The 13,262-nt window shown below is 65.1% G+C and carries 11 protein-coding genes; 2 read left to right on the top strand and 9 right to left on the bottom strand.

What is annotated here, in order from left to right; genetic code table 11:
- Nucleotides 1-7: 7 nt before the first annotated feature.
- Nucleotides 8-673 (bottom strand): fructose-6-phosphate aldolase, encoded by a 666-nt coding sequence (fsa, locus tag AC1ROT_RS06120; protein ID WP_492997789.1) that lies wholly within the window; start codon nt 671-673, stop codon nt 8-10.
- A gap of 108 nt (nt 674-781) precedes the next feature.
- On the opposite strand from fsa, the gene AC1ROT_RS06115 reads away from it, so the two are divergent.
- Both AC1ROT_RS06115 and AC1ROT_RS06110 read left to right on the top strand, forming a co-directional pair.
- A complete protein-coding gene (locus tag AC1ROT_RS06115; RefSeq protein ID WP_492997788.1) occupies nt 782-2,959 on the top strand; it encodes a primosomal protein N' in 2,178 nt (725 codons plus the stop codon).
- Nucleotides 2,960-3,033: 74 nt separating this feature from the next.
- On the top strand, nt 3,034-3,435 hold the full coding sequence (locus tag AC1ROT_RS06110; RefSeq protein WP_492997787.1) for a hypothetical protein: 402 nt from the start codon (nt 3,034-3,036) through the stop codon (nt 3,433-3,435).
- 7 nt (nt 3,436-3,442) lie between these two features.
- Here AC1ROT_RS06110 and AC1ROT_RS06105 read toward each other — a convergent pair whose 3' ends face one another.
- Genes AC1ROT_RS06105 through hisN form a run of 8 tightly spaced genes read right to left on the bottom strand, consistent with a single transcriptional unit; the run spans nt 3,443 to nt 13,242 of the window.
- Nucleotides 3,443-4,372 (bottom strand): 2-hydroxyacid dehydrogenase, encoded by a 930-nt coding sequence (locus tag AC1ROT_RS06105; protein WP_492997786.1) that lies wholly within the window; start codon nt 4,370-4,372, stop codon nt 3,443-3,445.
- A gap of 1 nt (nt 4,373) precedes the next feature.
- Entirely contained in the window at nt 4,374-6,002 is a 1,629-nt protein-coding gene (locus AC1ROT_RS06100; protein WP_492997784.1) for an ABC transporter ATP-binding protein, read from the bottom strand.
- A complete protein-coding gene (locus AC1ROT_RS06095; RefSeq protein ID WP_492969557.1) occupies nt 5,999-7,027 on the bottom strand; it encodes an ABC transporter permease in 1,029 nt (342 codons plus the stop codon). The genes AC1ROT_RS06100 and AC1ROT_RS06095 overlap by 4 nt, the downstream gene beginning before the upstream one ends.
- A gap of 10 nt (nt 7,028-7,037) precedes the next feature.
- Complete coding sequence (locus tag AC1ROT_RS06090) at nt 7,038-8,147, bottom strand: microcin C ABC transporter permease YejB (RefSeq protein WP_492997783.1); 1,110 nt, start codon at nt 8,145-8,147, stop codon at nt 7,038-7,040.
- A gap of 15 nt (nt 8,148-8,162) precedes the next feature.
- Nucleotides 8,163-9,980, bottom strand: coding sequence for an extracellular solute-binding protein (locus AC1ROT_RS06085; RefSeq protein WP_492969560.1), 1,818 nt, complete (start codon nt 9,978-9,980; stop codon nt 8,163-8,165).
- Nucleotides 9,977-10,582: a GNAT family N-acetyltransferase gene (locus AC1ROT_RS06080; protein WP_492997781.1), complete on the bottom strand. Its 606-nt coding sequence runs from the start codon at nt 10,580-10,582 to the stop codon at nt 9,977-9,979. Before AC1ROT_RS06080 ends, AC1ROT_RS06085 begins: the two co-directional genes overlap by 4 nt.
- Before the next feature lie 17 nt (nt 10,583-10,599).
- Nucleotides 10,600-12,423, bottom strand: coding sequence for an extracellular solute-binding protein (locus AC1ROT_RS06075; RefSeq protein ID WP_492997780.1), 1,824 nt, complete (start codon nt 12,421-12,423; stop codon nt 10,600-10,602).
- A gap of 21 nt (nt 12,424-12,444) precedes the next feature.
- Complete coding sequence (gene hisN / locus AC1ROT_RS06070) at nt 12,445-13,242, bottom strand: histidinol-phosphatase (RefSeq protein ID WP_492997778.1); 798 nt, start codon at nt 13,240-13,242, stop codon at nt 12,445-12,447.
- Between the last annotated feature and the right edge of the window lie 20 nt (nt 13,243-13,262).

Below are 13,262 nucleotides of genomic sequence, written 5' to 3'. Positions count from 1 at the left end.
GCGCTCCTCACTTGGCGTCCAGGATGGACTGGCCGGTCTTCTTCCAGTCGGCCAGGAAGGTCTCCAGGCCCTTGTCGGTCAATGGGTGTTTGACCAGGCTTCTGAGCACGTTTGGCGGCAGGGTGGCGACATCGGCGCCCAGCTTGGCCGCTTCGATCAGATGGATCGGATGGCGGATCGAGGCGACCAGCACCTCGGTCTTGAAATCGGGATAGCTGTTGTAGATCTGCACGATGTCGGCGATCAGCTGCATGCCGTCCTGGCCGATATCGTCCAGCCGGCCGACGAAAGGCGAAATAAAGGTGGCGCCGGCCTTGGCGGCGAGGATCGCCTGGGCCGGCGAGAAGCAGAGCGTGACATTGACCATGATGCCGTCATCCGACAGCACCTTGCAGGTCTTCAGGCCGTCCATGGTCAGCGGCACTTTCACCGCCACATTGGTGGCCAGCGCGGCCAGCTTACGGCCCTCGGCCAGCATGGTGGCATGATCGGTGGCAGTCACCTCGGCCGAAACCGGGCCCTTCACGATCTTGCAGATTTCCTTGATGGTGCCGACGAAGTCCTTACCCGTCTTGGCCACCAGCGACGGGTTGGTGGTCACGCCGTCCAGCAGGCCGGTATCGTTCAGCTCGGCAATCTCGGCGATGTCGGCGGTATCGACGAAAAACTTCATGTCCTAAACTCCATGGGCAACCGGTACGGCCCGAATCGGCCGCGATGCTACAATCCGTTTGGTTAACAATACCCGACCCGCCACGGCCCTTCCACCGGAACAACCCGCTTGACACCAGCCGACCAGATCCGCGTTTTGCTGCCCTTGCCGCTGGCCGAGCCCTTCACCTACCGGGCGGGCGAGGCCGGACCGCTGCAACCTGGCGACATCGTGGAAGTTCCCATCGGCAGCCGCGTGTCGCTCGGCGTGGTCTGGGATGGCACGCCCGACCCGCTGCCGGAGAAGGCGAAGCTGAAATCGGTGCTGCGGCATTGCGACGCGCCCGGCATCGCTCTGCCGCTGCGCCGGCTGGTCGACTGGGTGGCGGCCTATACACTCAACCCCACCGGCGCAGTGCTGAAGATGTGCCTGCCTGAGCCGCGCGCCCTGATCGAGGCGCCGCCGGTGCGCCAGGTGCTGCGACCCGGCACCGTGCCCCCCGATCTGCGCAGCAGTGCCCAGAGAGATCGTGTCCTGCAGATCGCATCCGAACGCCCCGGCCTGGGCGTCACCGAACTGGCCGAGGCCGCTGCCGTCTCGCCGGCGGTGGTGCGCAAGCTGCTCGAACTGGGCGCGCTGCAGGCTGACAGCGTGCCGGCCTTCCGCGCACCCCCGGTGCCGGAATGGCAGAAGCCCGGCCGGCCGCTCAATCCGCTGCAGGCCGAGGCGGCGGCCGGCCTGCGCGCCGCCGTTGCGGCCCGGGATTTCTCCGTCACTTTGCTGGAAGGCGTCACCGGTGCCGGCAAGACCGAAGTCTATTACGAAGCGATCGCTGAAGCGCTGAAGGACGGTCGTCAGGCGTTGGTGCTGCTGCCGGAAATCGCGCTGACGCAGCAGTCGCTCGATCGCTTCGAGCAGCGCTTCAATGCGCCGGCCTGGGCCTGGCATTCCGAGATGACCGAAGCGCGTCGCGCCGCCACTTTGCGCGCCATCAGCCGCGGCGAAGCCCGCGTGGTGATCGGCGCGCGCTCGGCGCTGTTCCTTCCTTACGCCGATCTGGCGCTGGTCGTGGTCGACGAGGAGCATGACGCCTCCTACAAGCAGGAAGAGGGCGTGATCTACAATGCCCGCGACATGGCGGTGGTGCGCGCCAAGCTGGAGGGCGCCGCCTGTATCCTCGCTTCGGCCACGCCATCGCTGGAAAGCCTGCATAACGTGGCGCGCCGCCGCTATGCCCATGCGGTGCTGCCTGAACGCCATGGCACCGCGGCGCTGCCGCGCATCGACGTGGTGGATCTGCGCAAAGAACGCCTGCCGGCCCAGCGCTTCATCAGCGCGCCGCTGCGCCATGCTATCGAGGAAACCATCGGCAGCGGCGAACAGGCCATGCTGTTCCTCAATCGCCGCGGCTATGCGCCGCTGACGCTCTGCGGCGCCTGCGGTCATCGTCTGGCCTGTCCGAACTGTTCGGCCTGGCTGGTCGAGCACAAGCGCCACGGCCGCCTGCAATGCCATCATTGCGGCCACCAGGAACGCCTGCCGCAGCACTGTCCGCAATGTAATGCCGAGGACAAGTTCAAGGCCTGCGGCCCCGGCGTCGAGCGCCTGGTGGAAGAGGCGGCCAGCCTGTTTCCCGATGCCCGCATCGCCATGATGGCATCCGATACCGCCAATACGCCGACGCAGATTTCCGAAGTGCTGACGCGCATGGAAAACCGCGAGATCGATATCCTGATCGGCACGCAGATCGTGGCGAAGGGCCATCACTTCCCGCTGCTGACGCTGGTCGGTGTGATCGATGCCGATCTCGGCCTGTCCGGCGGCGATCCGCGTGCTGCCGAACGCACGCATCAGTTGCTGACCCAGGTGGCCGGCCGCGCCGGCCGCGCTGCCCATCCCGGCCGGGTGCTGTTGCAGAGCTTCCTGCCCGAGCATCCGGTGATCGATGCCCTGGCCCGCCATGACGGCGCCGGCTTCCTCGCCGCCGAGATGGCCGAGCGCCAGCGCGCAGGCATGCCGCCCTTCGGCCGCCTTGCGGCGCTGATCGTCAGCGGCACCGACCATGCTGAAGTGGAGCAGGCGGCCCGGGCGCTGGCGCGGGCGGCGCCGCGCGGCGCGGGTCTGCTGGTGCTGGGTCCGGCGCCGGCGCCGCTGCATTACCTGCGCGGCCGGTTCCGCGAGCGCCTGCTGCTCAAGGCGGCGCGGGATATCGACGTGCCGGCGGTGCTGCGGGAGTGGGTAGCAAAAGTAAAACTACCCTCAGGTGTAAAGCGCGCCATCGACGTCGATCCATATAGCTTTCTGTAACTGTTGGGTCTTTAAACTGCCGGCAAGGCCGCATCCGCCAGGGATGACGGCTGCACGACCCGAGGGGAGATTTCATGCGGTTCCATCGTCCACTGGCCATGTTCGTTCTGGCGCTTGCGACCCTGTCGCTGGCCGGCTGCTTCGAGGCCAAGGAAACCGCGCCCGACCAGCGCCATATGGCGCTCAGCAACTTTGTGCAGTTCATCCAGAAGACTGGTGGCCTGAAAAGCCTGAACACCTTCTTCAAGCGCCGCCCGGAGATCAATTCCGAGGAAAGCCTTGGTGTGATCTATGACGGCGCCCGCACCCAGGGCGAGGTGATGCGCTTCAAGGACAAGCAGCTGGCCAAGGAAATGCTGCCGGCGCTCAAGGCCGTCCGCCAGCGCCTCGGCGAGTCGGAAAACTGTGTCCTGCGCGGCTATTTCATCGCCTGCGGCGAAGAGAAATTCGTCGATATTTTCAAGAAATGGGAATAAGCGCGGCCTAATAGCCGCGTTTGTAATCCACCACGCGCAGCAGCGGCTGGCCCGTCTGCAGGCGCTGGATATTGTCGACGATCTGCGGTGCCACATGGGCCGGGATGCTGTCGGCGGCGTTATGCGGCGTCACCGTCACTTTTGGATGGGTCCAGAAGGGATGCTTCTCGCCCAGCGGTTCTTCGTCGAAGACATCCAGCGTGGCGCCTGACAGCCATTCGCTGTCCAGCGCATGCAGCAGGTCAGCCTCCACCACATGGCCGCCGCGCCCGGCATTGATGATATAGGCGCCGCGCGGCAGCAGGGAGAGCGAACGGCGGCTGATGATGCCGCGCGTCTGCGGCGTCAGCGGCAGCAGGCAGATCAGCACGTTGCAGAGCCGCAGGAAGCTGTCGAGATGCTCGTCGCCATGGAAGCTGGTGACGCCGTCGATGGCTTTCAGGCCGCGGCTCCAGCTCACCATCTGGAAACCGAAGGGCAGCAGCTTCTGCGCCGCCGCCATGCCCAGCGTGCCCATGCCCATGATGCCGATCACCCGTTCGGCGGCATCCACCGGCGGCAGCCATTTCCAGGTCTTGTTGCGCTGGTTCAGCGCCATGGCTTCGACCTGGCGATGGAAGCGCAGCACATGCAGCAGGATATATTCCGTCATCGCCACGGTCAGGCGGTCGTCCACCACGCGGGCCAGCGGCACCTGGCGCGGCAGCGTCGCATCGGCCAGGATGGCATCGACGCCGGCACCGAAGGCGTGGATCAGCTTCAGGTTCGGAAAGCTTTTCAGCAGGCCGGGCGGCGGCTTGGCCACCACGGCGGCCTCGATCTCATTCGGATTGCCGGTATTGGGATGCAGGCGGATATCCAGCGTCGGATCGACAGCATGCATCGCGGCCGCCCATTCGGCCGGGTCATGGGCCCTGGTGTAGATCAGGACGGCCATATCAGCTGCGCACCGCCGTCTCGTGATGCACGGCGATCTCGAAGGCGGCGGCGATCAGCGCCTTGGTATAGTCGGTCTGCGGCGCCTCGAAGATCTGCTTGGCGGTATTTTCCTCCACCACCCTGCCGTCCTTCATCACCATGACGCGGTCGGCCAGCGCGCGGACCACACGCAGGTCGTGGCTGATGAACAGATAGGCGAGGCCGTGCTTTTCCTGAAGATCGCGCAGCAGGTCGACGATCTGCGCCTGCACGCTCATGTCGAGCGCCGAGGTCGGCTCGTCCAGCACGACGAATTTCGGCTTCAGCACCATGGCGCGGGCAATGGCGATGCGCTGGCGCTGGCCGCCGGAGAATTCATGCGGATAACGGTCCATGGTGGCAGGATCGAGGCCGACTTCGGTCAGCGCCGCGGCCACCATGGCGCGGCGCTCGGCGTCGGAAGCGCCAATACCATGCACCTGCAGGCCTTCGGCGATGATGTGGAACACCGAGAGCCGCGGCGACAGTGAGTCGAACGGGTCCTGGAACACGATCTGCATCTGCCGGCGCAAGGCACGCATCTCGCTCCAGCTTTTGCCCTGCAGCGTCTCGCCCTGGAAGCGGATTTCGCCCCGGCTTTTCTGCAGCCGCAGCAGCGCATAGGCCAGCGTCGACTTGCCCGAGCCGCTTTCGCCGACCACGCCTAGCGTTTCGCCGGCGCGGACCTGCAGGCTGATGCCATCCACGGCCTTGATATGGCCGACGGTGCGGCGGAGCAGGCCAGCGGTAATCGGGAACCAGACCTTCAGGTCTTTCGTCTCGGCCACGACCGGCGCATCCAGCGCGGCGACCACGGCAATGCCGCGCGGCTCGGCCGCCAGCAGCTTTTTCGTATAGGCGTGGCTCGGCTGGCCGAAGACCTGCGCCACCGGGCCGGCCTCGACGATCAGCCCGTCGGTCATCACGCAGACGCGGTCGGCCACATTGCGCACGATATTGAGGTCGTGGGTGATGAGCAGCAGCGCCATGCCGAGCTTGACCTGCAGCTCTTTCAGCAGCTTCAGGATCTGCGCCTGGATTGTGACGTCCAGCGCCGTGGTCGGTTCGTCGGCGATCAGGATGTCGGGTTCGTTGGCCAGGGCCATGGCGATCATCACGCGCTGCCGCTGACCGCCCGACAACTGGTGCGGATAGGCGCCGAGCCGCTTTTCGGCATCTGGCAGGCCGACCAGGCGCAATAGTTCCAGCGTGCGGGCGCGGGCCTGGGCGGTGCTCAGGCCCTTGTGCAGGGTCAGCACCTCGTTGACCTGGCGCTCGATGGTGTGCACCGGGTTGAGCGAGGTCATCGGCTCCTGGAACACCATGGCGATGCGGTTGCCGCGGATGCGGCGCAGCACCGGCTCCGGCGCACGGACCAGGTCCTCGCCCTTGAAACGGATGTTGCCCGCCGGATGGCTGGCCAGCGGATAGGGCAGCAGTTGCAGGACCGACAGGGCCGTCACTGACTTGCCCGAACCGCTCTCGCCCACCAGCGCGAGAGTCTCGCCGCGACGCAGGTCGAAACTCACGCCGCGCACGGCGTCGACGGCACGGGTACCCTCGCCGAAGCGGACCTGCAGGTTCTCAATCTGGAGCAAAAGCTCGCTCATCGGAAAATCTTCCGCGGATCGAAGGCGTCGCGCACCGCTTCGCCGATGAAGATGAGCAGGCTGAGCATCACCGCCAGGGTCATGAAGGCGGTGATGCCGAGCCAGGGCGCCTGGATATTGGTCTTGCCCTGGGCCAGCAGTTCACCCAGCGAGGGCGAGCCAGGCGGCAGGCCGAAGCCGAGGAAGTCGAGCGCGGTCAGGGTGGTGATCGAGCCGTTCAGGATGAAGGGCAGCATGGTCAGCGTCGCCACCATGGCATTGGGCAGCAGATGGCGGAACATGATGCCGGCATCGGAGACGCCGAGCGCGCGAGCGGCGCGCACATAGCCGAAGTTGCGGGCGCGCAGGAATTCCGCGCGCACCACGCCGACCAGCGCCATCCATGAGAACAGCAGCATGATGCCGAGCAGCCACCAGAAGTTCGGCTGCACGATCGAGGCCAGGATAATCAGCAGGTAAAGTGTGGGCAGGCCCGACCAGATTTCGATGAAGCGCTGGAACAGCAGATCGGTCTTGCCGCCGAAATACCCCTGGACCGCGCCGGCGGTCACGCCGATCACCGAACTGAGGACGGTCAGCACCAGGCCGAACAGCACGCTGATGCGGAAGCCGTAGATCAGGCGGGCCAGCACGTCGCGGCCCTGATCGTCGGTGCCGAGCAGGTTTTCTTTCGACGGCGGCGCCGGGGCCGGGCGGCCGAGATCGTAATTGATGGTGCGGTAGCTGTAGCGGATCGGCGGCCACAGCATCCAGCCGTCCTTCTCCTTGACCAGGTCTTGCACGAAGGCGTCGCGGTATTTCGCCTCGGTCTCGAAATCGCCGCCGAAGGTGGTTTCGGGATAGGCCTTGAAGGCCGGGAAATAGAATTGCCCGTCATAGCGCAGCAGGAAGGGCGAATCGTTGGCGATCAGCTCGGCGCCGAGGCTGAGCACGAACAGGAACAGGAAGATCCACAGCGACCAGAAACCGCGCTTGTTGGCGCGGAAGTTGCGCAGGCGCCGGGCGGTCAGCGGCGAGAGCGTCATGCCGGCGCCCTCATGCCTGCCGGCTTTCGAAATCGATGCGCGGGTCGACCAGCATGTACATCAGGTCGGAAATCAGTCCGACCACCAGGCCGAGCAGGGTGAAGATGAACAGGGAGCCGAACATGATCGGATAGTCGCGCTTCAGCGCCGCCTCGAAGCCGAGCAGCCCCAGACCATCCAGCGAGAAAATCACCTCGATCAGCAGGGAGGAGGTGAACAGGATGCCGATGAAGGCGGCGGGGAAGCCGGCGATGACGATCAGCATGGCGTTGCGGAAGACATGGCCATACAGCACGCGGTTCTGGGTCAGGCCCTTGGCGCGTGCGGTCAGCACATAGAGCTTGTTGATCTCTTCCATGAAGGAATTCTTGGTCAGCATGGTCAGGCTGGCGAAGCCGCCGATCACCATGGCCAGCACCGGCAGCACCAGATGCCAGAAGTAGTCCAGCACCTTGCCCAGCAGGCTGAGCTGCGCCCAGTTGTCCGAGGTCAGGCCGCGCAGGGGGAACCATTGCAGGAAGCTGCCGCCGGCAAACAGCACCACCAGCAGCACGGCGAACAGGAAGCCCGGGATGGCCTCGCCGATCACGATGGCGGCCGAGGTCCAGATATCAAAGCGGCTGCCGTCGCGCATGGCCTTGGCGATGCCGAGTGGGATCGAGATCAGGTAGACCAGCAGCGAGGTCCATAATCCGAGCGAGATCGAGACCGGCAGCTTTTCGATAATCAGCTCGATCACCGGCCGGTCCTTGAAATAGCTCTTGCCGAAATCGAGCCGCAGATACTGCCCCAGCATCAGCAGGAAGCGCTCATGGGCCGGCTTGTCGAAGCCGAACTGCTTCTCGATGCGCTTGATGAATTCCGGGTCCAGGCCCTGGGCGCCGCGATAGCGGCTGCTGGTGTCGCCGGCCTGGGCGAAGGCGCCAGCGCCCGGTCCGGCTTCGCCGCCGGTGGCGCCCGAGACCCGGGCGGTGACATCAGCGGCCGTGCCGGTGACCTGGGCGATCACCTGCTCGACCGGGCCGCCGGGCGCGAACTGCACCACGACAAAGTTGATCAGGATGATGCCGAACAGGGTCGGTACGATCAGCAGCAGGCGGCGGAGGATATAAGCGAGCATGTCGGGCCTAGTGTGTCATCTCTGGCGCGCCAGGTTCAATGCCTTGTCTTTCACCGGATCGATCCACCAGGTCTCGATCAGGCCGACATCATAGGCCGGTTTGCGGGCCGGGCGGGCAAACCGGTCCCAGTAGCCCAGCTTTACCGTGCCGCTGTACCAGTTCGGCACCACATACCAGCCCCACATCAGCACCCGGTCCAGCGCCCTGGTGGCGGCGCGCATTTCGTCGCGGCTGCGGGCGGAAACGATATGCTCGACCAAGTCGTCGACCACCGGGTCGTCGATGCCGGAATAGTTGAAGCTGCCCACCGTGGCGGCCGAGCGCGAGGTCCAGAAGTTGCGCTGTTCGACGCCGGGTGTCAGCGGCTGGGCAAAGCGGCGGCCGATCACGTCGAAATCGAACTTGCGCATGCGGTTCTCGAAGCCCGAGACATCGACGACGCGGATCGACACGGTGATGCCGATCATTTCCAGGTTGCGGGCGAAAGGATTGATCAGGCGCTGGAAGCTCGGCTCGTAGAGCAGGAATTCCAGTTCGAAGGGTTTGCCCCTGGCATCCACCAGCTTGCCGGCCTCGACGCGCCAGCCCGCTTCCTTCAACAGTTCCTGGGCCCGCTTCAGGTTGGCGCGGTTGCGGCCCGAACCATCGCTGACCGGCGGCTGGAATTCTTTTGAGAATACCTCCGGCTGCACGCGGTCGCGGAACGGTTCCAGCAGTTTCAGCTCGGCGGCCGATGGCAGGCCGGTAGCGGCCAGGTCGGAATTCTCGAACATCGAGCGTGTGCGCTTGTACAGGCTGTAGAACAGCGTCTTGTTGGCCCATTCGTAATCGTAGGCCAGATTGATCGCTTCGCGCACGCGGGCATCTTTCAGATGCGGCTTGCGGCTGTTGAGGAACCAGGCCTGCACGCCGGACGGCGTCTCGTCTCGCAGCACCTCGCGCTTGATGCGGCCCTGGTCGAAGGCCGGCTTGCCTTGATACTGCGTGGCCCAGGCGCGGGCGATGATCTCTTCGCGGAAGTCGTATTCGCCGGCGAAAAACGCTTCCAGCGCGATATCGCGGTCGCGGTAGTAATCCTCGCGCACGATGTCGAAATTGTAGCGGCCGCGGTTGACGCCCAGGTCTTTCGCCCACCAGTCCTTCACCCGTTCGAACACCAACGTGCGGCCGGCATCGATGCGACCAATACGATAGGGGCCGGAACCGGTGATCGGCGTTATGGTCGGCGCGGCGAAATCGCGACCCTGGAACCAGGCCTTGGGCAGGATCGGCAACTGCGCCACGATCAGCGGCAGGTCGCGGCGGCTTTCGGTATCCTTGAAGCGGAACAGCACCCGGCGCGGGCCTTCCGCCGTCACGCTTTCCACATCGCGGAGCGTCAGCTGATACAGCGGGTGCCCATCGCGCTGGGCATTCTCCATGGTGAAGACTACGTCTTCAGCCGTGATCGGTCTGCCGTCATGCCAGCGCGCCTGAGGATGGATGGTGAAGGCGGCCCAGCTGCGGTCGGGCGCCAGTTCGGCGCTTTCGGCCAGGTCGCCATAAATCGCGTCGGGCTCGTCGACGGCCCGGGTCATCAGGCCCTGGAAGGTGAGGCCCAGATTCTGCGCCAGTACGCCCTTCAGGATCAGCGGATGCAGGTTGTCGAAGCCGTTGAGCTGCCAGCTGCGCAGCTCGCCGCCCTTGGGCGCATCGGGATTGACGTAGTCGTAATGCCGGAAGCCGGCCGGGTATTTCAGTTCGCCAAAGGCCGAGAGGCCATGGCGCGGCTGCGCGGAAATCGCGCCGCTCAGCAGCAGTAAAGCCAGACCGAGGAGCGGCGCCGCCCTCACGCAGGCTGGCCCTCGGCGAGTTTCAGGCGATGGCGCAGATGGGTTTTCACGGCCGGCCACTCATTCGGCAGGATGCTGAACACCACGGTGTCGCGCATCGTGCCGTTGCCAGCGATCTGGTGATTGCGCAGGATGCCGTCCTGCTTCGCGCCCAGCTTGGCGATGGCCTCGCGGCTCTGCTGGTTGAAGAAATGCGTGCGGAACTCGACCGCGATGCAATCCAGTGTCTCAAACGCATAAGTCAGCAGCAGCAATTTGCATCGCGTGTTGAGCGCACTGCGCTGCACGCTCTTGCGATACCAGGTCGAGCCGATCTCGACGCGGCGGTTGGCGGCATCCACATTCATGTAGGTGGTCATGCCCACCGGCTTGCCCTGCGTCTTGTCGATCACGGTGAATGGCAGCATCGAGCCTTTCTCGGCCAGGCCCAGTCGGCGGTCGATCTCCGCGGTCATCTTGTCCGGCGTCGGGATCAGCGTGTACCACAGGGTCCACAGCTCGCCGTCCTGCACCGCCTCGACCAGCGCATCGTGATGCTCATGGCTCAGCGGCACCAGGGCAACGGCGCTGTCTTCCAGCGTAACGGGCTTCAGCCAGGTCATCGGGATTCGCGTCTTTCTTACTGGGAGCGATTGGCAGGCAGTTTGGCGGCCTTGGCGGGATCGATCCACCAGGCCATGAAGTCAACGCCGTTCTTGGGGTATTTTTCGGGCTTGCCGAACTTGTCCCAGTAGGCGATGCGGGAGGCGTTGTAGCCAAGCGTCGGTGCGATATACCAGTTCCAGGTGAGCGCGCGGTCAAGCGCGCGCACGGTGGGGATCAGGGCTGCGCGCGACGGCGCCGCGGCCACGGCATCGATCAGCGCATCGATGGCGGGGTTCTTGATGCCGGCGATGTTGCGGCCGCCGGGATTGTCGGCGGCGGCGCTGGAAAAGAAGCTGCGCTGCTCGTTGCCGGGCGAATTCGACTGCGCCCAGCCGGAATAGACAATGTCGAAATCGAAGCTGCGCGTGCGGTTCACATACTGCGCGCTGTCGACCGTACGCATGGTGAGCGTGATGCCCAGACGCTGCAGGCTCTGCACCCAGGGACCGCCCATGCGTTCATAGGTGGCATCCTGCAGCAGCAGTTCCAGCACCAGCGGCTCGCCCTTCGGGTTGACCAGCTTGCCGTTCTTGATCTCCCAGCCGGCAGCTTTCAGCAGTTGCGTGGCCTCGCGCAGGTTCTTGCGGTCCTGACCGCTGCCATCGGAGGCCGGAGCGCGCCATGCCGGGCCGAAGACTTCCTTGGGCAGCTTGTCGCGCAGTGGCTCCAGCAGCTTCAGCTCGTCCGCCGAAGGCTCGCCGCGGGCAGCGAATTCGGAATTATCGAAATAGCTGCTTGGATGATAATAGGCCCCGTAGGCCATATTCTTGTTGTACCACTCGAAGTCCCAGGCCAGTGCCAGCGCCTGGCGCACGCGGGCATCCTGCAGCTTCTCGCGGCGCAGGTTGAACACGAAGCCGCCGATGCCGCCCGGCCGCTCATGTTTCACTTCTTCCTTCTTCACCAGGCCCTGGCTGATGGCCGGGAAGTCGTAGAAGACCGCCCATTCGCGCGCGCTGTTCTCGCTGCGGAAATCATACTGGCCCGACTTGAAGGCCTCGCGCGCCACGGTCTGGTCGCGATAGACGTCGTAACGGATGCGGTCGAAATTGTAGCGGCCCTTGTTGATGGCCAGGTCCTTGCCCCACCAGTCGGCGCGGCGCGCATAGGTGATGGTGCGGTTGGGCTCGACGCTGTCGATGCGGTAGGGGCCGGAGCCTTCCCATTTGTCCAGCGTCACCTTGTCGAAGCCGCGCTTTTCCCACTGCGCCTTCTGCAGCACCGGCAGTTGGCCCATGATCTGCGGCAGCTCGCGGTTCTTCGGGCCGGAGAAATGGAATTTCACCTTGCGCGGGCCCAGCACCTCGGGCTTCTGCACATTGCTGTAGTAATACTGGTACATCGGTTCGCCATTGGCCTTGATCTGGTCGAAGCTCCAGGCCACATCCTCGGCGCTGATCGGCTTGCCATCGGGCCATTTCGCCTCGGCGCGCAGGTTGAAGACGATCCAGCTCAGGTCGTCGGGGACGTCCACCGTCTCGGCGATCAGGCCGTATTCCGACAGGTCGTCGTCGGGTGGCGTGGTCATCAGGGTTTCATAGACCATGCCGAGGCCGGGGGCCTCGTCGCCTTTCGGGATGAAGGGGTTGAGGCTGTCGAAGCCGCCAGGCGTGGACAGCTTCAGTTCGCCGCCCTTGGGGGCTGCGGCATTCACGTAATCGAGCTGGGTGAAGCCGGCCGGGTATTTCGGCGCATCGCCGAGCGTGAGCGCATGGCTGGTCTTGACGGCGGGAGTCTGGGCGAAAGACGGGGCTGCGAGCGAGAGAGCGAGAAGGGCAGGCAGCAGCAGGTTTCGCATCAGGTCACTCCCACGATGTTGTCACGTCCCCGACAGATACTGCATGGCGGCCTGGTGCAGCGCCGGGTTGGCGGCGGCCAGGACGCGGGCCGGGCTGACAGTATCCAGCGGCCGGCCCTCCCAGTCGGTGATCACGCCGCCAGCCCCGGTCACTACCGGGATCAGGGCGGCATAATCATAGGGCTGCACGCGGCTTTCCACCACGATATCGACGAAGCCCGAGGCGATCAGGCCGTACACAATACAGTCACCGGACAGGCGGTTGAGCCAGCAGGCCCGGCGCAGCCGCTCGAAGGCGTCGTGTTCGGCCGCGTTGAACAGGCCCACCGAGGTGGTGGCCACGGCGGCCTTGCCGATATCGGTGCCCGGATTGGCCCGCACCGGCTTGCCGTTGAAGGTGGTGAGGCCCTGCAGGCTACCGGTCCAGCGGTCGCCGGTGATCGGCTGGTCGATCACGCCCAGCACCGGGCGATTCTCGTAGGTCAGCGCAATCAGCGTGCCGAAGATCGGCAGGCCGGTAACGAAACTCTTGGTGCCGTCGATGGGATCCAGGATCCACTGCCAGGGCGCGTCCGGCCGGGCATGGCCATATTCCTCGCCATAGATGCCATGGTCGGGATAGGCCTGCTCGATGGCCTGGCGCATCGCCGCTTCGGCGGCGCGGTCGGCCACTGTCACCGGTGAATTGTCGCCCTTGGCTTCCACGTCCAGGCGCTGGCGGTAATGCGGCCGGATGGCGGCGCCGGCCAGATCGGCGAGCTGGCCACCAAAGCGCACCAGCTCGTCGGCGCGCATGAAAAAGGCCGGGATGTCAGACATGGCGACGCTCCCGGCCTTGT

This window comes from Ferrovibrio sp. GW821-FHT12E11, from assembly GCF_058806975.1.
This window is presented reverse-complemented; position numbering and strand designations above follow the sequence as displayed.